General features: G+C 64.2%; 14 protein-coding genes. 6 read left to right on the top strand and 8 right to left on the bottom strand.

The features are described from left to right. Nucleotides 1–77: 77 nt before the first annotated feature. From BM116_RS03425 to dkgB, 6 genes are all read left to right on the top strand, one after another. Nucleotides 78–4,445 (top strand): PAS domain-containing protein, encoded by a 4,368-nt coding sequence (locus BM116_RS03425; RefSeq protein WP_169847311.1) that lies wholly within the window; start codon nucleotides 78–80, stop codon nucleotides 4,443–4,445. 21 nt (nucleotides 4,446–4,466) lie between these two features. After that, on the top strand, nucleotides 4,467–6,077 hold the full coding sequence (locus BM116_RS03420) for a GAF domain-containing sensor histidine kinase (protein WP_083728555.1): 1,611 nt from the start codon (nucleotides 4,467–4,469) through the stop codon (nucleotides 6,075–6,077). A gap of 36 nt (nucleotides 6,078–6,113) precedes the next feature. Next, nucleotides 6,114–6,500, top strand: a complete 387-nt coding sequence (locus BM116_RS03415; protein ID WP_083728554.1) for a response regulator — start codon at nucleotides 6,114–6,116, stop codon at nucleotides 6,498–6,500. Beyond that, a complete protein-coding gene (locus tag BM116_RS03410; protein WP_083728553.1) occupies nucleotides 6,493–8,118 on the top strand; it encodes a diguanylate cyclase in 1,626 nt (541 codons plus the stop codon). The genes BM116_RS03415 and BM116_RS03410 overlap by 8 nt, the downstream gene beginning before the upstream one ends. Beyond that, complete coding sequence (locus tag BM116_RS03405) at nucleotides 8,115–9,272, top strand: response regulator (protein WP_083728552.1); 1,158 nt, start codon at nucleotides 8,115–8,117, stop codon at nucleotides 9,270–9,272. The genes BM116_RS03410 and BM116_RS03405 overlap by 4 nt, the downstream gene beginning before the upstream one ends. Before the next feature lie 178 nt (nucleotides 9,273–9,450). Beyond that, nucleotides 9,451–10,269, top strand: a complete 819-nt coding sequence (gene dkgB, locus BM116_RS03400; RefSeq protein ID WP_083728551.1) for a 2,5-didehydrogluconate reductase DkgB — start codon at nucleotides 9,451–9,453, stop codon at nucleotides 10,267–10,269. 41 nt (nucleotides 10,270–10,310) lie between these two features. Here the strand turns inward: dkgB and BM116_RS03395 are convergent, their stop codons facing one another. The 8 genes from BM116_RS03395 to xdhA form a co-directional block, all read right to left on the bottom strand. Next, nucleotides 10,311–10,958 carry a glycine-rich domain-containing protein gene (locus BM116_RS03395; protein WP_083728550.1) on the bottom strand — a complete coding sequence of 216 codons (648 nt, stop codon included), beginning with the start codon at nucleotides 10,956–10,958 and terminating at the stop codon, nucleotides 10,311–10,313. Nucleotides 10,959–11,075: 117 nt separating this feature from the next. Then, nucleotides 11,076–12,317, bottom strand: coding sequence for a urate hydroxylase PuuD (locus BM116_RS03390; protein WP_083728549.1), 1,242 nt, complete (start codon nucleotides 12,315–12,317; stop codon nucleotides 11,076–11,078). Continuing rightward, nucleotides 12,298–13,659 carry a guanine deaminase gene (guaD, locus tag BM116_RS03385; RefSeq protein WP_083728548.1) on the bottom strand — a complete coding sequence of 454 codons (1,362 nt, stop codon included), beginning with the start codon at nucleotides 13,657–13,659 and terminating at the stop codon, nucleotides 12,298–12,300. Before guaD ends, BM116_RS03390 begins: the two co-directional genes overlap by 20 nt. A gap of 1 nt (nucleotide 13,660) precedes the next feature. Continuing rightward, nucleotides 13,661–14,002 carry a hydroxyisourate hydrolase gene (gene uraH, locus BM116_RS03380; protein ID WP_083728547.1) on the bottom strand — a complete coding sequence of 114 codons (342 nt, stop codon included), beginning with the start codon at nucleotides 14,000–14,002 and terminating at the stop codon, nucleotides 13,661–13,663. Next, nucleotides 13,999–14,499, bottom strand: a complete 501-nt coding sequence (gene uraD, locus BM116_RS03375; RefSeq protein WP_083728546.1) for a 2-oxo-4-hydroxy-4-carboxy-5-ureidoimidazoline decarboxylase — start codon at nucleotides 14,497–14,499, stop codon at nucleotides 13,999–14,001. Before uraD ends, uraH begins: the two co-directional genes overlap by 4 nt. Beyond that, a complete protein-coding gene (gene xdhC, locus BM116_RS03370) occupies nucleotides 14,496–15,374 on the bottom strand; it encodes a xanthine dehydrogenase accessory protein XdhC (protein WP_083728545.1) in 879 nt (292 codons plus the stop codon). The genes uraD and xdhC overlap by 4 nt, the downstream gene beginning before the upstream one ends. Continuing rightward, nucleotides 15,374–17,728, bottom strand: a complete 2,355-nt coding sequence (gene xdhB / locus BM116_RS03365) for a xanthine dehydrogenase molybdopterin binding subunit (protein WP_083728544.1) — start codon at nucleotides 17,726–17,728, stop codon at nucleotides 15,374–15,376. The genes xdhC and xdhB overlap by 1 nt, the downstream gene beginning before the upstream one ends. Then, on the bottom strand, nucleotides 17,721–19,187 hold the full coding sequence (xdhA, locus tag BM116_RS03360) for a xanthine dehydrogenase small subunit (RefSeq protein ID WP_083728543.1): 1,467 nt from the start codon (nucleotides 19,185–19,187) through the stop codon (nucleotides 17,721–17,723). The genes xdhB and xdhA overlap by 8 nt, the downstream gene beginning before the upstream one ends. Between the last annotated feature and the right edge of the window lie 99 nt (nucleotides 19,188–19,286).

Here is a 19,286-nt window from a genome sequence, read left to right as displayed (position 1 = left end):
TGCGGCTGGCTCAAGGCCGGCCAAACCGCTATGGTCAAGGGTGCAGCTTCTGCCAGCGAGTCCAGATGACAGCACCCATGACCACACCAGATCACACACGTAACGGACGCCTAGCATTGCCCTTGGGCATGTTGCTGTTGACGCTGTGTTTTCTCTATTTGGGTATCAGTGCCTGGCGGGAACATGACCGCACCTGGCAGGCACAGCAGTACGGCCGGGCCGAAGCGGCACTGCGTGACCTGCAGCAGGAGCAGCAATCCCTGCGCCTGCAGGCGCGCATCGCCGCCTTCAGTCTGAGCGAAGACCCGGACACCCTTCGTTTACTGCGCCGCATCGCCTACCTGGTACGACTGCACGGGCTGCAAGACCCGGAGGTTAAGCGCCTGCGCAGCCAGTTGGAAAACGACCTGAGCGGCTTCTGGCAACTACTGCAGCAAGCCGGTGCCAAGGAACTGCAGATTCACCTGGCGCCCGATGGCGTGGCGCTGCTGCGCATGCAGCGCCCGGAGCGATGGGCCGACCTACAGGACGCCAAACGTTCATTACTGCTCCGTAGCCAGCAGGAAGGCACCGCCGTAGACGGCCTGGCGCTCTATCCGGAGGGTGCCAGCGAGAGCGCGGTGGTTCCGGTGTTTGCTAGCCAGGCACCAGACAGCCGGGTAATCGCCACCTTGCAGGTAGGCTTTCCGGTCTTCGCCCAACACCGAGACAATGGCCAACAAAGTCTGGCACTGCTGGTTAGGCCCGAAGACGAACTCGCCAGTGCGCTGCCTAACGTCCAAACGGGGCGCTGGTTGCTGGCCGACAGCACGGGGCCAGTCAACCTTGGAGTCCTGCGCCGAGCCACCCAGGCCCTGAATGGCAACGGCGGCCCCCAAATATTCATGCACGATCATCACGTCTGGCTGGCGGACCTGCACCCTCGGGCCGCGTACCGCGTTGGCACCAGCGCCGCCCTCGACGACGCAGCGTTGCTGCTGTGCCGTGACATCAGCGACGCCTACGCGGCCCACCGCACTGCCTTGCTGCGCCAAGCCGGGAGCTGGTTGCTGGCCTGGCTAATCGCCATAACCCTGTTCAACCTGCTACTGATCTACAGTCGCCGGGCCGCTCGCCGCCAGATGGCCTTGCATGCCGAGGCCATCAGCGCCCAGAGCCAGCGCCGCGAGCGGGATCGCCAGCTGCTGGAAATCATCAGCCGCTCGCAGTCTGACTATATCCAGCAGAACGACTTTGCTGCCGCCCTGAAGCAACTGCTGCAGCAGATTCTCGAGCTGACACACTTCACCCGTGCCGACTTTTTTCAGGCACAGCCAGACGACGACGGCAAACTGCAGCTGCTGCAACTGGGCAGCAGCACCTCGGCGCCCCTGCCCGACGCTCTCCAGCCTATGTTGCTGAGGGTGCTGCGCGAGGCTCACCCAGAGCAAATATCAGCCAACCCGGACCGAGGCACGCCGCGCGCGCTGGCTCTGCCGCTGATGTTTGCCGGTTGCCAGCGCGGTGTGCTGGCCCTATCCGGCGGCGAGCAACCGCTGGACCCGGAGCTGCGCAGTTTCCTAGCGCCGTTGCAGAATGCGCTCGGGCAGTTGCTGCACGCCCAGCGTCAGCAGCAGGACAACCAGGCCATGCAGCACAGCCTGGAGCGTCAGCGCCAGGCCCTGCGCCACCTCAACCGGCTGGCTGCCGACCCGGCCCTGACCCTGCAGCAGCGGCTGGTGCAGCTGTTGGATCTGGGCTGCGACTACCTGCGCCTGGATCTGGGTCTGGTTAGCCACATCGAAGAAGACCGCTATCGCGTCGAGGCCGCCAGCAGCACGGAGGGCGCCCCGCCCGTCGGCAGCCTGTTCGACTTTGGCCAGACCTACTGCAGCCTGACCTGGCAGGCCGGCGATGTACTGGCCATCGACCGTATGGGGCAGTCACGCTTCAGCGGTCACCCCTGTTACCGCCAGTTCGGCCTGGAAAGCTATATCGGCGTGGCGCTGATCGTTGGCGACCAGCGCTTTGGCACGCTCAACTTTTCCAGCGCCAGCCCGCGAAGCCAGCGCTTTGATGAAGCCGATACCGACTTTGTTCGCCTGTGCGGTCGCTGGTGTTCCAGCCTGCTGGAGCAAGCTGCCGCCCAGCATCAGCGCGAAGCGCTGCTGCAGCGCTTCCATAAGCTGACCCAGCACCTGCCGGGCATGGTTTTCCAGTACCAGGTGAATCAAAGCGGTCACGGCTGGTTTCCGTACGCCAGCGAGGGTATCGCCAATATCTACGACATGACGCCCGAGCAGGCAGCACTGGACGCGCAGCCGGCGATTGACCTGATCCACCCTGACGACTTGCCCATGGTCCAGGAGGACATCCGGCGCTCCAGTATCGAGCTCAGCGATTGGCGCTCCGAGTACCGTGTGCGTCACCCACGTCTGGGCGAGATCTGGGTGGCCGGCTACTCCAGCCCCGAGTTACTGGAAAACGGCGATCTAGTCTGGCACGGGTTTATCGCCGACATCAGCGAGCGCAAGCAGATCGAACAGCGGCTGAACGAGGAGCGCGCGCGCCTGGCTCGCATCATCGACGCAACCCGTGTGGGTACCTGGGAGTGGCGCCTGGACAACAACACCCTGGAAGCCAGCGTGCGCTGGTATCAGATGCTCGGCTATCAGCCCGAGGAGTTGGCGCCGCTGTCTATCGACACCTGGGCCAGCCTGATGCACCCGAAAGACGTGCCGGCCATTCGCGCGCAGCTGTACGACCACCTGCGCGGTGGCAGTGACCACCTGAGCTACCTGTGCCGCGCACGGCATCGCGATGGCCGCTGGATCTGGGTACAGAGTCAGGGCCAGGTGACCGAACGGGACGCCGCAGGACGCGCCCTGGCCATGAGCGGCATTCACAGCGACGTCAGCGCCGAAGTGCGCGCCAGCGAAGAGGTACGCGAAGCACGTACCTATCTGAGCGCCGTGATCAACGCATCCACCGAAGTGGCCATTATCGCCACCGACCCGGACGGCCTGATTACCCTATTCAACAGTGGTGCACAGCGGCTGCTGGGCTACAGCAGCGAGGAGGTAGTCGGCAGCGCCACGCCAATGCAGTTCCACCTGCCAAGCGAGGTCGCCGAGCGCAGCAGTCAGCTCAGCGCCCAGATCGGGCAGTCAATCGAAGGCCTGGAGTTGCTCCTCCACGAGCCCCGCCAGGGCAAGTCCGACATACGTGCCTGGACCTTTGTGCGCAAGGACGGCCGCCAGCGCCAGGTGCGCCTGACGGTCACCCGAATTGCCGACGACAACGACCAGTTGATCGGCTTTCTCGGCATGGCAAGCGATATCACCGAGCTGGTTTACACCAGCAGAGCGTTGCAAGCCAGCGAGTCGCGCTATCGCGGCATGGTCAGCAATCTGCCTGGCGCGGTCTATCGTTGTCACGCCAACGAGAACTGGACCATGTCCTACATGAGCCAGGAAATCGAGCGTATCAGCGGCTACCCGGCAACTGACTTTATCAACAACGCCCGGCGCAGCTACGCCAGCATTATTGTCCCCGAGGACCTGCCTCTCACTCTGCAGTGCCTGGCGCTGACCCCGGACAACCCGAACTTCGAACTCAGTTACAGGCTCATCCACGCCAACGGCCACCAGGTGCAGGTGCGCGAGAAAGGGCGCGGCGAATTTGACAAGGACGGCCAGCTGCTGGGCTTTGACGGCTTTATCTGGGACGCCACCGAGCAGGCCCGGGTGGAGCAAATGAAGAGCCAGTTTGTCTCCACCGTCAGCCACGAGCTGCGCACACCGCTGACTGCCATCATCGGCTCGCTCAAACTGATCCACGGTGGCGCGCTGGGTCAGCTGCCCGACAGCATGCAGAGCCTACTGGGCGTGGCCGTGCAGAACAGCGAAACCCTGCATCGCCTGATCAACGACCTGCTGGATATGGACAAGCTGACCGCCGGCAAACTGCAGATTGAGCTTGTGCGTCAGCCACTTGAGCCGCTGCTGCAACAGGCGCTGCAACTGAACCAGAGCTACGCGGAGCAGTACGACGTGCGCCAGCAACTGGGCCAGGTAGATGCGGTGGAGGTCGAGGTGGACGCCCAGCGCCTTGGGCAGGTGCTGGCCAACTACCTGTCCAACGCAGCCAAGTTCTCCAATGCCGGCGACTCCATCACCCTGAGCGCCATTGCAGACGAGCGCTGGGTTGAAATCAGCGTAGAAGACCGGGGTATCGGTATCCCCGAGCAGGAGCAACCGCGGATCTTCGACAAGTTTTTCCAGGTCGACAGCTCCAATACGCGCAAGCGCGCAGGCTCTGGCCTGGGGCTGGCTATCAGCCGCGAGCTGGCGCGCCGCATGGGTGGCGAGGTCGGCTTTATGTCGACCGCCGGCGTCGGCTCGCGTTTCTGGATTCGCCTGCCGTTGGCCGGCCTCGCCACAGACGAGTTGAGGCAGCTACACTGACGGGCAAGCAAAGGAGTCCATGTGAGCCATCACCAGAACACCGCAGAACACCGGGAAGCACGCCGGCTCGACGCCTTGGCGCGCCTGCAGATTCTGGATACACCCAGCGAGCAAGCGTTTGACGACCTGACCGAACTGGCGGCGCGCTGGCTCGACACGCCCATCGCCTTGGTATCGATGGTGGACGACCAGCGCCAGTGGTTCAAGAGCCGCGTCGGTCTGGCGGTCAACCAGACGCCACGCGAGCTGGCGTTCTGCGCCCATGCTATTCAGGCGCACGAGTTGTTCGAGGTACCCGACGCCGCTCTAGATGACCGCTTCAGCGACAACCCGCTGGTCACCAGCGACCCCCACATCCGCTTTTACGCCGGTATGCCGATTGCCAGCCCGGAGGGCGAACTGGTCGGCACGCTGTGCGTTATCGACCGCGTGCCGCGCCAGCTGACCGAGAGTCAGCAGGACACCCTGCGCCGTCTGGCGCGCATCGCCGAGTTCCAGCTGCGCCTGCGCCTGAGCCTGCTCGATAGCGAAGAGCGCGCGCTGGCGCTGGAGCACCAGGAGGCGCTTAACCAGCGTCTGCTCGACTCGATCACCGCAGGTGTCGTGGCCTGCAACGATGCCGGAGAGCTGACGCTATTCAACAACACCGCGCAGCAATGGCACGGTACCGACGTGATGAAAGTGGCCCCCAGCGAGTGGGGCCGCTACTACGACCTGTATGAGTCCGACGGCACGACGCCGTTGGCCACCGAAGCCATTCCGCTATTGCGCGCCTGGCGCGGCGAGGCAGTCGACAACATTGAAATCAGTATTGCTGCCGTCGGCCAGCCCCTGCGCCAGGTACTGTGCAGCGGCGGTCAGCTTTACCCCGAACACGCCGGCACCGGCGCGGCCATCGTAGTAATGCACGACATTACCGAGATCCGCCGGGCCAGTAATCTGAAAAGCGAATTCCTGGCCACCGTCAGCCATGAGCTGCGTACCCCGCTGACCGCTATCAGCGGCGCGATCGGCCTGCTGCGTAACGGTGCCACCGGCAGCCTGCCACCGGCCAGTGAACGCCTGCTGCGTATTGCCCAGGACAACAGTCAGCGCCTGAGCGAGCTGGTCAACGACCTGCTGGACATGGAAAAACTCGAAGCTGGCCAGCTTGACTTGCAGCTCAAACCGCAATTGCTGCGCCCGATAGTGGAACAGGCCCTTGAGATCAATCAGCCCTACGCAGAGCGCTATCAGGTAAGCTGGCGGCTGGAACCCGCTGCCACCGACCCCATGGTGCTCGTTGACGAACGGCGGCTGCAGCAGGTGCTCAGCAACTATCTCTCCAACGCGGCCAAGTTCTCCCATGCCGGAGGGCTGATTCAGGTACAGGTGCTGATCGAGGGTGACGAGGTCGAGGTGCAGGTTGTCGATCAGGGCATCGGTATAGCTGAGGAACAACAGCAGTTGCTGTTCAACAAATTTATCCAACTGGACAACAGCAACGCACGTCAGCGTGGCGGAACCGGGCTGGGACTGGCAATCTGCAAGGAATTGATCGAACGCATGGACGGGCAGGTCGGCGTCCGCTCGCGTGAAGGGGCAGGAGCGTTTTTCTGGTTCCGCCTGCCCTTGAGCCAGGCCGTGCTGTGAGGCGTCATCAACCCACATTCAGGAGACAGGCACTAGATGACCGTACTTGAACGCATCATGCATATCGAAGACGACCCGTCCATCCAGGAGGTCGCCCGCGTCGCACTGGAAGTCGTTGGCGGCTTCACCGTGCGCAGTTGCGATTCCGGCGCCGCTGGTGTCGCTGCCGCCGACAGCTTCGCACCACAACTGGTTCTACTGGATGTCATGATGCCCGGCATGGACGGCCCGCAAACGCTGGCAGAACTGCGCAAACTACCGGTCATGAAAGACGTACCGGTGGTCTTCATGACCGCCAAGGCGCAAACCCAGGAAGTCACCGCCTATCGGGGGCTCGGCGCCGCCGGTGTCATCATCAAGCCCTTCGACCCGATGACACTATCTGCGCAGATACGCGAGATCTGGGAGCAGCAGCATGCCTGATACCCCACAGCTGCAGGCGCAGCTGGCCGCCCTCGAGGCACGCTTTCGACAGCGACTCGACGACGAGCTGGACACCCTGGACGACCTGAGCGCCCAGCTGCAGACCGACCCTTCCGCCCTGCAAAGCCTGCGCGACCGCCTGCACAAACTGGCCGGCTCTGCCGGGACCTTCGGTTACGGCGAGCTGGGCAGCATGGCCCGACAACTGGAGCAGCAAGCCCAGGCGCGGCTGGACGACGCTACCCCTGACGCAGCAACCCTCGCCAGCCTCAGCAGCGCCGGCGCACAGCTGCGCCCTCTGCTGCAGCGCAACGAGCAATCTGAGGCCCAGCCCCAGCAACTGGACGCGGGCATCAATGACGACGACCGCCATCGACGCATCGGTCTGCTGATTGAGGAAGATGATCTTGCCAGCCAAATGGCGCAGACCCTCGACAGCTTCGGCTATCAGGTCATCCACTTGGCATCACCCGAGGCGCTGCAGGAGGCTGCCCCCCTTGACGCGCTCATCATCGATACCAGCCCGCCAGGCAGCCGTCTGCTGGGCCACCCGATGTTCCAGCAGGCGGCCAGCCAACTGCCGCCGCTGCTGATCATCAGCTCACTGGATACCTTTGCCAGCCGCCTGCAGGCCGTGCGCGCCGGTGCGGTTGGATTCTTCACCAAGCCGGTCGACCTGACGCTGCTGGAGCGCCGGCTTGAGCGTAGCTTCAACAACCAGCAGGGCGGCCCTTTCCGTGTGCTGATTGTCGACGACGACACCGAGCTGGCCGCCCGCTACCAACTGGTGCTAAGCAATGCCGGCATTCGCGTCGACGCGGTTTCCAACCCCCATCTGCTGCTGGAAAAGATGCGCAGCTTCATCCCAGAAGTGGTGCTGATGGACCTGAACATGCCCGATTACAGCGGCCCCGAGCTGGCTCAGGTGATTCGCCTGGACGACGACTGGCTACGAGTGCCGATCGTCTACCTGTCCGCCGAGACCAACGCCGAGCGCCAGATGTCGGCACTGCTCAAGGCTGGCGATGACTTCATCACCAAGCCGATCAGCGACAGCACCCTGCTCACCACCGTGTATGCCCGAGCCCAGCGCGCTCGCATGGTCAGCGATGCGCTGGCGCGCGACAGCCTGACCGGTCTGCTCAAGCACGCCGATATCAAGGAGCAGCTGGAGGTTGAGGTGGAGCGCGCCAAGCGCTGCCATGCGCCCGTCAGCGTGGCCATGATCGATATCGACCACTTCAAGAACGTCAACGACACCTACGGCCATGCCTGCGGCGACAACGTCATTCGCGCGCTCTCCAACATGCTGCGCCAGCGTCTGCGCAAGGTCGACCGATTGGGCCGCTACGGCGGCGAGGAATTTGTTGCCGTGCTACCCGGCTGCAGCAGCAAAGATGCGACCCAGTTGCTCGAAAGCATTCGCGAAGCCTTCAATGCGCTGCAGTTCTCCTACGGCGGACAGCAGTTCCATTGCAGTTTCAGCGCAGGCATCAGTGCCTGCGAAGACGACGAGTGGGCCGAGGAAGAACTGCTGGAACGCGCTGACCGCGCACTCTATCAGGCCAAGCAAAGCGGTCGTAACCGCCTGTGCCGTAATACCGGAGCTGCTGATTGAAGGTATTGATTGTCGAGGATGACCCCTGGATTGCCGAGCTGTTCAGCCTGGTAATTCGTGACCTGGATGCCCATGCGGATGTAACCCTGTTGGCCAGCGCTGTTGCGGCACAAAACCACTTGCGCGGCACCACACCGGATCTGCTGATTGCCGACCTCAACCTGCCGGACGGCAACGGGCTGGACGTGGTGCGCACCCTGGCCCACAAGGCGCCGGCCAGCCTGAGACTGCTGACCACTGCCAATATCAGCCGCCAACTGGTGCTGGACGCCCGCGCGGCAGGCATTACCGAGATCATCGCCAAGCCGTTCAAGCTCGACAACCTGCGCGACCGCCTCGCGCGCCTGCTCAGCACCGAGCAGTCCGCGGCAGCCGAGACGACCAGCATCGGCGACCTGCCCAGCTTTCTTCAGGCCCGGCTGCAGAGCACCCTGCGCCTGGCCTGGAGCTCACCGGCGCGCCAGCAACAGGCTGCTGCCAGCGCCGCTCAACTGAACCGCGCCGGCTTTATCGCCTTGGCCGAGGCCGAGCCGCTGCTCACGGTAGTGGCGCTGAACCGCGCCAACCTCCAGCTGGAGCGCGGTCGCGAGACCTGCCTGAGTCCAGAGGATGCCTGGGAGCGCCTGGGTCAAAGCGCCTGCCGCGAGCTGGTGCAACGCCTGTCACAGGCCCGCATTGCGCTGCAACACCCACTGCTGCAGCAACTGGCGAGCGACCTGGCTGAGCAACAGCAACGCCTCGGCGAGGCGCTCACCCGACTCGGTGCAGACCGCACCATACCCACCGGCGCCCTGCGCACCACCGTGACCTGCAGCCGACTGGGTGAGCTGGCGGTGATCAGCGCAATCCAGCACTTTCTCAACTACGGCCAGCAGGCCGACGAAGCCAGCATGCGGGCACTGATCAACCAGCACGCCTCGGCCTTCGGCAACAGCATCAAGATTCAGCAGCAGCTCCCCTTCCTGCTGCGCGAGCTGACCGGTGCGCTCTTCCATCTGCCTGCCGCCGGCCTGCGCAAGGATCGTATCCTGCTGCGCATCGCCGCGCTGGAAACCGGCTTCACCAACCCCGATCCGGCCCAGCTCGAACAATTGCGCCGGCTGATCAACCTGAGCGGCGCAGCCCCCGTCAACAGGCTGCCCGCTGACGACTGAGCGGCGCCGCGCCTGTGCCGGCCCTTGAGCCCGCGGAATTATTGAGGCTCATACCGGTCTCTTGCATAGCATCCTGATTGGCGCGCCAGCTGCGCTGACTGGCCTGCGCACGGGTGGGCCAGCGACTGACGCAGCATCACGGCGACGCCGCAAACCTCACCTTCGAGAGGACCGCATGATGAATTCAGACGTTAACAGCAACATCCCTTCGATTGGCCTGGGCACCTTTCGCCTCAAGGGCGAGGATGCCTACAACGCTGTGCGCACCGCGCTCAAGCTGGGCTACCGGCACATCGACACCGCACAGATCTACGGCAACGAGCAAGACGTAGGCCGCGCCATCGCCGATAGCGGCATCCCCCGTGAGGAGGTGTTCGTCACCACCAAGATCTGGACCAACAACTTCGCCGAGGGCAAGCTGATCCCCAGCCTGCGCGAAAGCCTGGACAAACTGCAGCTGGAACAGGTGGATCTGACCCTGATCCACTGGCCCTCGCCTGGCGGCGCGGTACCCATGCAGGTCTACCTAGGCCAGTTGATGGAGGCCCGCGAGCAGGGCCTGACACGGCTGACCGGCGTGTCCAACTTCACCATAGACCTGCTCAACGAAGCCTTTGAACTGGTCGGGCCGGACAATATCGCGACCAACCAGGTGGAGATTCATCCCTTTTTGCAGAACCGTAAGCTGGTCGAGTTTGCCCGCGAAGAAAACCTGCACCTGACCGCCTACATGCCATTAGCCGTCGGCAAGGTAATGCAGGATGAAACCCTCGACCGCATCGCCGAGGAACACGGCGCCACACCGCCACAGGTGGCCATGGCCTGGCTGATGCAACAGGGCATCGCGGTGATTCCCTCGTCCACCAAACGGCTGCACTTGGAGAGCAACCTGGAAGCCGAGCGCGTGCGCCTGAGCGCCGATGACCTGAACTTCATCGCCCGCCTGGACGCGGGCGGGCGCATCGCCAACCCGGACTTCGCCCCCGAGTGGGATTGACCCCCGCACGTTGCCCCCACCTGCCGGTGGGGGCAGACACGTCAGTCTCCACCCCCGCCGCAACCGCCATCCCCGCCTGACGAGTCACCACCGCAGCCACCGCCACAGCCCGAGCTGCAACCAATATGCCCCGCACAATAGTCATCGCCCGGTGAGCGCTTACAATCAAGCGCGTAGCGAAAGCCGTCAACGATGTTCAACTGTGCATCAATGGCAAACAGCAGCGGCAGGCGGTGCGCTGCACGCGGTTGCATGCCCTCACGCAGGCACGACAGGCGCCAGGCGGTCTTGATGCCGGCCTGGGCGCTGGTGGGAGAGCGCATGGCTTCGGCCGGGGTGTGATGCAGAAAGCGGCCCAACGCCTTGCCGCAAAAACACTCGTACTTGCGGGTAAACAGGATGAACTCATGCCAGGCCACATCCACCGCCTGGGACGGCATGGACACCATACGCCGGCCCGCGGTATTGCACAGGTGGAAGTACTCACGCAGCCCCTGCATGACCCGCGTTACCTCAGCGTCGCTCAGATGCGGATAGGTTTTCCCGACTTTCGCCGCAATCGACTCAGGGAAACGATAGGTGTCGATCAATCGTTCGCGACGGGCACGACGAGCCTTGCCATAGGCTCTGTACAGCGCAAACAGCGCAATCGCCGCCAATACCAGGAGAATGAGATTATCAACACGCATGCAATGGTCCGTCCTTGTCCACAGAGTGAACGCAGCATAACCGATGCACGCGGCCTGTACTTGCTCTGACTATGCGTAGGCGGAGCAGGCCAGCGCCCGCTCCGCCTTGCATCTCACTCAGCGATTCTCCTGCAGCCAGCGTCCCAGCAGGCTGCGTTCTTCATCGCTCATGCCGCTCATGTTGCCCAGCGGCATATAGTGCGTCGCTACCGCCGCCTGATAGACCTTGTCACCGTGCTGCTTGAGGTGCTCCAGGCTGTCCAGAATGATGCCGGCAGGCGGTGCCTGGAACGCCGGGCTGGTTGGCTTGGCAGCGTGGCAGGCCTGGCAGTGGGTAGCCAACAGCTGGCTGATCTCAGCGCCGGTCACCGGGCTCGGTGCGGCCGCAGCGCTGTCACCATCGGTTTGCGCCGTGCCGTGGCTGTGGGTTGCCACGGTAGAGGGTGCGCTCGGCGCCATGGCCCAGATCAGGGCGACAGTCGCCAGTGCGCTGACAACCAGAATCGAGGGTTTGAACTGGCCCTGGTTACGCAGGTTGAAGAAGTGACGCGCGTAGGCGGTGATGGCGCCAATGGCCGCCAGCGCCAGCCAGCCGTGGGCATGGGCGTAGAACATCGGGTAGTGGTTGCTGATCATGATGAACAGCACCGGCAGCGTGAGGTAGTTGTTGTGGCGCGAGCGCAGCATGGCGCGCTGGGCCAGCATCACCACCTCTTCACCCGGCTTCTCGCCACGGGCCACCGCATTCACCAATGCACGCTGGGCCGGCACGATACCGAGGAACACGTTACCAACCATGATGGTGCCAATGACCGCGCCCACGTGAATGTAAGCGCCACGACCGGCAAACACCTGATACAGGCCAAAGGCAACCGCGACCAGAATCAGATACAGCACCACGCCAAAGGCCATGCCGTTACGCGCCAGCGGGCTGCGAATCAGCGCCTCATACAAAGCGACGACTGCGACCAGGGTGCCCACGCCAATGGCGACGGCGCCGGCGCCACTGAGCGCCACCTTACTGGGGTCGATCAGATAGCCTGGGTTGCCCATGTAATACACCACAGCCAGCAGCGCCAGGCCGCTGAGCAGGGTGCTGTAAGCCTCCCACTTGAACCAGTGCAGGTCAGAGGGCATCTGCTCGGGGCCGACTTCGTACTTGGCCACCTCATAGAAGCCACCACCGTGAATTGCCCAGAGATCGCCTTTGATGCCCTTTTGCTTCTTCCACGCCGGCGGCTCGCGCAGGTTGTTGTCCAGCCAGACGAAGTAGAACGAGGCGCCAATCCAGGCCACCCCGGCAATCACATGAAACCAGCGGATGATCAGGCTAAGCCACTCAGACAGATAGACCAGCATGGGCTGCTCCTTGTACGGCGTCGCGGTCGTAACGGCATTGGCCGGCGATGTAGGTGCGACGGATGCTGCGGTCGTCGCCGAGGATCATCAGGTCGAACAGGATGCCCGACAGATCGCGCTCGGCGCTGTGCTTGAGTTGCTGAATCGGGCTGGCGGCACGGTCGATGATCAGAAAGTCCGCCATCTTGCCGGGCGCCAGGTTGCCGGTCTCGTTCTCCTGGTGGAGCACCTTGGCGTTGCCGAGGGTCGCCATGTAGAACGCCTGGAACGGGTTGAGGCTCTGGCCGCGCAACTGGCAGACCTTGTAGGCCTCGGCCATGGTGACCAGCATCGACAGGCTGGTGCCGCCACCGACATCCGACGCCAGCCCCACTTCGACATTCGCCGCGCGGGCGCTGGCCAGATCGAACAGGCCGCTGCCGAGGAAGGTGTTGGAGGTCGGGCAGAAGGCGATGCGAGTGCCGGTTTCGGCCAGCCGGGCGCGGTCGGCGTCGTCGATGTGAATACCGTGCGCCAGCACGCTGCGTGGGCCGAGCAGACCAAAGTGATCGTAAACATCCAGATAGCTGGCGCGGTCCGGGAACAGCTCGGCAATCCAGGCGATCTCGGCCTTGTTCTCGGCCCAGTGGGTCTGCATCAAGAGGCCCTCGGCCTCGGTCATCAGCTTGCCGGCGTAGGTCAGCTGCTCATGGGTCGAGGTCGCAGCAAAGCGCGGGGTCACGGCGTAACGCTGACGACCGGTGCCGTGCCAGCGGGCGATCAGCTCGCGGCTCTCCTCATAGCTGGCCTCGGCGGTGTCGCGTACGCCGTCCGGGGCGTTGCAGTCCATCATCACCCGGCCGGTGGTGATCGCCATGTTGTACTCGTGCGCGGCGCTGAACAGCGCCTCGCTGGCGACCTTGTGCGAGGTGCTGAACACCAGCGCCGAGGTGGTGCCGTGCGCCAGCAGCAGGTCGAGGAAGACCTTGGACTGTTTGGCCGACCAGTCGGCGTCGGCAAAGCGTGATTCGGTCGGGAAGGTGTAGGTTTCCAGCCACTCCAGCAGCTGGGTGCCGTAACTGGCCATGACCGCCAGCTGCGGCATGTGTACGTGGGTGTCGATCATGCCGGGCAGGATCAGCCCCTCCGGCGAATGCTCGACCGCGGTACCCGCCGGCAGGGTCGGCAACAGCTCGGCGGCGTCACCCACCGCCTGCACCCGGCCATCGGCAACCACCAGCAGGCCGTCGCTGAGGTAGCTGTAACTGGCCGGATCGGGCGTGCCGAGGCCCGGTTCGGACAAAAAGTGCAGCAGTGGGCCGCGGAAGGCCGACACGCTGGCGGCATCAGAGTTGGTCGTCATCCTAGCTCCCCCGGTAGGTCGAATAGCCCCACTGGTTGAGCAGCAGCGGCACGTGGTAATGGGCCTGCACATCGTCCAGGCGGAAGGCGATGGTGACCTGCGGGTAAAAACAGCGCAGGCCCTGGGCCGCGTAATAGCCGTCGGTGTCGAAGGTCAGGCGATAGACACCGGCGACCGCTTCGCTGCCAAAACCGTTCAGCACGCGGCCGTCGGCGTCGGTTTCGGCGCTGGCCAGCGTGACCCAGCTGTCGCCCTGCTGCTGTTCAAGGGTAATGCGCACACCGGCGGCGGGCTTGCCGCTGCCGAGGTCGAGAATATGGGTGGTAATCGGGCTCTTGCTCATAGCAGCTTGTCCAGACGAATGTGGGTGATCTTGGCCTGTTCTTCAGCGGCGATCCGTATTTCCTGCTCGCGGCTGTTGGGCAGGCGCTGCTCCAGCAGCGCAAGCATTTCTTCGGCGCTCTTGCCGGTGGCGCAAACGATAAAGATAAAGCCGAACTTGTCGAAGTAGGCGTCGTTACCTTCCTTCAGGCGCTGCAGCACGGCGTCGGGTGCGATGCGCGCTCCGGCCTGCTCGCCGCTGGCCAGCGCTTCGGTGCTGGCGTACTTGGCTTTCAGGCTCTTGATGTCGCCGATCTTGGGGTGCGCCTCAAAGGCCACCAGCCAGTCGGCTTCATGCAGATTGGGCCAGAGCGCGCGGGCGGTGCCGTGCAGCGCCTCGGCGCTTTGATAGGGGCGGGCGGTGACCATCGGACGCGCCCAGGCATCGGCGGCGCAGCAATCACGAAAGACAGCCAGCGCCTCGTCTTCAGGCAGGGTGTTCAGCTGTTCCAGTGTCATTTTGTCTCCACCGGCTGTTGCGGTATCTCAAGGGTGTTGTCCTGCTTCATCAAGTCGCGCAGCTGCGGCCAGCTCACGCCGCGCCGGCGCTCGCGCGGCGCAGCCGGCTTACCGAGGGCCAGCAATTCGGCGCTGATCGATACCGCGACCTCCATCGGCCGCTTGCCCGGCACATCACTGCGCCCGACCGGGCAGCGAATGCCGGCTATCTGCTCGTCGCTGTAGCCCCGGTGGTTGAGTCGCTGGCGGAAGCGATCGGCCTTGGTCTGCGAGCCGATCAGGCCCACCGAGGCTGCGTCGCCGGCATCCAGCAACGCACGGCACAGGTCGTAATCGAGCTGATGGTTGTGGGTCAGAATCAGCACGTGGCGGCCACGGCACAGCGCCGGGGCATCGCCCACCGGGTCATCGGTGTGCAGCGTACGGATGTTCGCCGCCAGATCGCGCGGTAACACCTCGGCGCGCGAGTCGACCAGCGTTACCTGCCAGGGCAACTGCCCCATGATGCTCATCAGCGCCTGCGCCACGTGGCCGGCACCAAAGACCACCAGTTGCGCATCGCTGCCGGGCTGGCCTTCGAGCAGCACCGACACACTGCCGCCGCAGCACTGGCCCAACGAGGCCCCCAGCGGAAAGTGCTCCAGCACGGTCTCGAAGCGACCGGCAGCCAGCTGCTCACGGGCGCGGGCGGTGACCAGATATTCCAGATGGCCGCCGCCAATGGTGTCCCAGGTATGTTCACCGCTGATCACCATCTTGCTCGACGGCTCACGCGGCACCGAGCCGGCAACGCCAACCACGGTCACCAGCACGTAGGGCTCGCCGCGCTGCTCGCAGTCGGCGACCGCCTCAAACCAGCGCAGTTGCTTGTTCATTACACGGCCTCCTGCTCGGCCAGCGCCCACTGGCGCGCAGCGGTCACCGCGGCGAGCATGCGCTCGGGGGTGGCCGGGGTGTCCAGCGGCGGGCTATAGCGGTAATCGGTCAGGCTGGCCACGGCGTCACGCAGAGCACTCCACACCGCAATGCCGAGCATCAGCGGCGGCTCGCCAACCGCCTTGGAGCGAAACACCGTGGCTTCCTTGTTCGGGCTGTTGGCCAGCAGATTGACGCGCAAGTCCGGCGGCATGTCCGACACTGCCGGAATCTTGTAGGTGGCAGGCCCGGTGGTCAGCAGGCGACCCTGATCGCTGTACACCAGCTCCTCGGTGGTCAACCAGCCCATGCCCTGCACAAAACCGCCCTCGATCTGGCCGATATCGATATCAGGATTCAGCGACTGCCCGGCGTCGTGCAGGATGTCGGTACGCAGCACGCGGTATTCGCCGGTCAGGGTATCGAGCACCACCTCGGAGCAGGCCGCGCCATTGGCGTAGTACAGGAACGGGTGGCCCTGACCCTTGGCGTGGTCGTAGTAGATATTGGGCGTGGCGTAAAAGCCCGAGGAGGACAGGGCGATGCGGTTCATGTAGGCCTTCTGGATAAAGTCGGCCCAGTCCAGACGAATGTCGCCCGCCACCAGTTGGTTGTTCTCAAAGCGCACCGCGCTCTGCTCACAGCCGTATTCGGCAGCAGCAAAGGCGACCAGCCTGGCCTTGATCTTCTCGCAGGCATCCAGCGCCGCCATGCCGTTAAGGTCCGAGCCGGAGGAGGCGGCCGTTGGCGAGGTGTTGGGCACCTTGTCGGTACGGGTTGCGGTGACCTTGACCTTGTCCACGTCGATCTGGAAGGCCGCAGCGACTACCTGCGCAATCTTGATATACAGGCCCTGGCCCATCTCGGTGCCGCCATGATTCACCTGCAGGCTGCCGTCGGTGTAGATCAGTACCAGCGCGCCGGCCTGGTTGAGGTGCTTGGCGGTGAAGGAAATACCAAATTTCACCGGCGTCAGCGCCAGCCCGCGCTTGAGCACCGGGCTTTGCTGGTTGAAGGCCGTGATCTCGGCGCGGCGCGCCTGATAATCGGCGCTGGTTTCCAGCTGGCTGATCAGCTCCGGCAGCACGTGGTGGGTGATGGTCTGGCCGTAATGGGTGGTGTCGCGGCCTTCGCGGTAGAGGTTGCGCTTGCGCACCTCCAGCGGGTCCAGCTGCAGGTGGCGAGCGATGTCATCCACCGCCTGCTCAATGACCATCATGCCCTGCGGGCCGCCAAAGCCGCGGAACGCCGTGTTGGACACCGTGTGCGTTTTACAGCAGTGGCCGGTAACCCGCGCCTGATCAAGGTAATAGGCGTTATCGGAGTGGAACATGGCCCGTTCGACAATGGCGTTGGACAGGTCCGGCGAGTAGCCGCAGCGACCGGCCACCATGATCTCGGCGCCCTGAATCACGCCCTGCTCGTCAAAGCCGATGTCGTAGGTGTTGAGAAAGTCGTGGCGCTTGCCGGTCTGCACCATGTCATCGGGGCGCGACAGGCGATACTTCACCGGGCGCTTGGTGGCGTTGGCCAGCAAGGCGGCCACACAGGCGACCGGCGCAGCCTGGGTTTCCTTGCCGCCAAAGCCGCCGCCCATGCGGCGTACCGAGGCGGTCACCGCGTGAATCGGCAGCCCCAGTACCTCGGCCACCAGCTTCTGCACCTCGGAGGGGTGCTGGCTGGAGGTATGCACAAACATGCCGCCGTCTTCCTGCGGCAGCGCCACACAGGCCTGGCCTTCCAGGTAGAAGTGCTCCTGCCCGCCGACATTGATTTCGCCCTTGAGGCGATGCGGCGCGCCGGCCAGTGCCGCGTCCGGGTCACCGCGCTGCTGGGTGTGGCTGGGACGGACAAAAAACTGCTTCTCCAGCGCCTCGCGGGTGTCCAGCACCGCGTGCAGGGGTTCGTACTCGACCTTGGCCAGCTTGGCCGCCTTGCGCGCCGCCGTATGGCTGGTGGCCGCCACGGCAAACAGCGGCTGGCCGATATGTTCGACCAGCTCGCCCGCCAGCACCGGGTCACCCGGAAAGACCGGGCCGATGTCGGTATGCCCCGGCACGTCACCCACGGTCAGCACCGCGACCACGCCGGGGTAGGCGCGCACGGCAGACAGGTCCATGCTCAGCACCCGCGCGTGGGCCTGTTCGCTGTGGCCCACGGCCGCGTGCAGAATGCCTTCCGGCTCGGGCGTATCATCGATGTAGCGGGCGGTGCCGGTCACGTGCAGCCAGGCACTCTCATGCAAGGCGCTCTGACCAGCCACACCCAACGGCTGGCCGCTCTGGCGGGAAATGTCGCGGGGCAGTTTACGCATAGTCGGTCACCGTCAATGCAGAGGTGCCGGCAGCGCCAGCACGGAATTCATGGAGGGCACGCAGCAGCAGGTTGCCGGCCACCGTGGTGCGGTAGCTGGCCGAGGCGCGCACATCAGACAGCGGCGAGAAGTCCGCTGCCAGCGCTGCCTGCGCGGCGGCCACGGCGGTTTCGTCAAAGCGCGCACCACGCAGGGCCGCTTCGGCGCCGGTGGCACGCTTGGGGATGCCCGCCATGCCGCCAAAGGCCAGGCGGCAATCGCTGACAGTGTCACCGTCAAACTGCAGCCAGAACGCACCCAGCACGGCAGAGATGTCGTCATCCAGTCGCTTGGAGATCTTGTAGATAAACAGCCGCTCATTATCTTGCGGACGCGGCACCTGCACGGCGCGAATAAATTCGCCCGGCGCCAGCAGGGTTTTCTTGTAGTCGACAAAGAAGTCTTCCAGCGCCAGCCAGCGCTCGCCGTCGGCACCGTCGAGCTGGATCTGCGCGCCAAGGGCAATCAGCGGCGGCGGCATGTCACCGATGGGCGAGGCGTTACCGATATTCCCGCCCAGGGTGCCACGGTTACGCACCTGCAGTGAGCCGAGGCGCTCCAGCATGCCGGCAAAGGCTGGCCAGTCGGCACACAGAGTGGGGCCAAATTCACTGTAGGTGGCAGCCGACCCGATGGTCAGGTTTTGCTCATCACTGTTCAGTGCATGCAGCTCGGCAATCTGCTCGACCGAAATCAGCTGCGGCAATGTCTTCAACTGCTGGGTGATTTCCAGTGCCAGATCAGTGCTGCCAGCCACCAGTCGGGCCGCCGGATTGGCCGCCAGCAGGCGGCGCAACTCACTCAGCTCAACCGGTGCGTCAAAGCGCTTGCCCTCGTCATCTTCCAGGCTGGCGGCGCGCGCGCGGGTATCGCTGAAGGTCTGCGCCGGGGCCGGCTCAAACAGCGCGGCACCATCCCAGTGCTGCACCGCGTCCACCAGGGTGCGGCGGCCGGCTTCGAGAATCGGCCGATAACCGGTACAGCGGCACAGGTTGCCGGCTAGCGCCTCCATCAGCTGGTGCTCACTGGCGTTGCCTTCAGTGCCCACGACCTGCTGGTGCAGGCCCACCATAGACATGATGAAGCCCGGCGTACAAAAGCCGCACTGCGACCCGCTGCACTCGACCATGGCACGCTGCACCGGGTGGGCGTTATCAGCTGACAGGGCGTCCACGGTAATAAGGTGCTTGCCATGCAACGAGCCGATCAGGCTGATGCAACTGTTGATTGCCGTATAATGCGCGCCCGCGTCGTCGGCAGGGCTACCCAGCAGTACGGTACAAGCTCCGCAGTCACCGGAAGCGCATCCCTCCTTGGTGCCACTAAGCCGCTTTTTGGTGCGCAGCCAGTCGAGGATGCTCATGTTTGGGTCAGCACGGTCAAGTTTTTCCGGCTGGCCATTTAGATAGAACTCAATCACGGTCGTCTCCGCTCTATGCACGGTTTGGCCCATTCAGGCGGGTTCAGGCGTGGCGCCACAGCAGCGGCGCACACAGAGTCTACGGGTAGATTTGCAAAA

The organism is Halopseudomonas pachastrellae, assembly GCF_900114765.1.
Lineage (GTDB): Bacteria > Pseudomonadota > Gammaproteobacteria > Pseudomonadales > Pseudomonadaceae > Halopseudomonas > Halopseudomonas pachastrellae.
The sequence above is the reverse complement of the archived record's forward strand: the minus strand, read 5'-3'. Positions and strand labels throughout refer to the sequence as shown.

What these genes read in the sequence shown, in the direction of transcription:
- BM116_RS03425 (WP_169847311.1), top strand. Translation starts at nt 78, where the DNA reads ATGACCACACCAGATCACACACGTAACGGACGCCTAGCATTGCCCTTG.
- BM116_RS03415 (WP_083728554.1), top strand. Translation starts at nt 6,114, where the DNA reads ATGACCGTACTTGAACGCATCATGCATATCGAAGACGACCCGTCCATC.
- BM116_RS03410 (WP_083728553.1), top strand. Translation starts at nt 6,493, where the DNA reads ATGCCTGATACCCCACAGCTGCAGGCGCAGCTGGCCGCCCTCGAGGCA.
- dkgB (WP_083728551.1), top strand. Translation starts at nt 9,451, where the DNA reads ATGAATTCAGACGTTAACAGCAACATCCCTTCGATTGGCCTGGGCACC.
- BM116_RS03395 (WP_083728550.1), bottom strand. Translation starts at nt 10,958, where the DNA reads ATGCGTGTTGATAATCTCATTCTCCTGGTATTGGCGGCGATTGCGCTG.
- BM116_RS03390 (WP_083728549.1), bottom strand. Translation starts at nt 12,317, where the DNA reads ATGCTGGTCTATCTGTCTGAGTGGCTTAGCCTGATCATCCGCTGGTTT.
- guaD (WP_083728548.1), bottom strand. Translation starts at nt 13,659, where the DNA reads ATGACGACCAACTCTGATGCCGCCAGCGTGTCGGCCTTCCGCGGCCCA.
- uraH (WP_083728547.1), bottom strand. Translation starts at nt 14,002, where the DNA reads ATGAGCAAGAGCCCGATTACCACCCATATTCTCGACCTCGGCAGCGGC.
- uraD (WP_083728546.1), bottom strand. Translation starts at nt 14,499, where the DNA reads ATGACACTGGAACAGCTGAACACCCTGCCTGAAGACGAGGCGCTGGCT.
- xdhC (WP_083728545.1), bottom strand. Translation starts at nt 15,374, where the DNA reads ATGAACAAGCAACTGCGCTGGTTTGAGGCGGTCGCCGACTGCGAGCAG.
- xdhB (WP_083728544.1), bottom strand. Translation starts at nt 17,728, where the DNA reads ATGCGTAAACTGCCCCGCGACATTTCCCGCCAGAGCGGCCAGCCGTTG.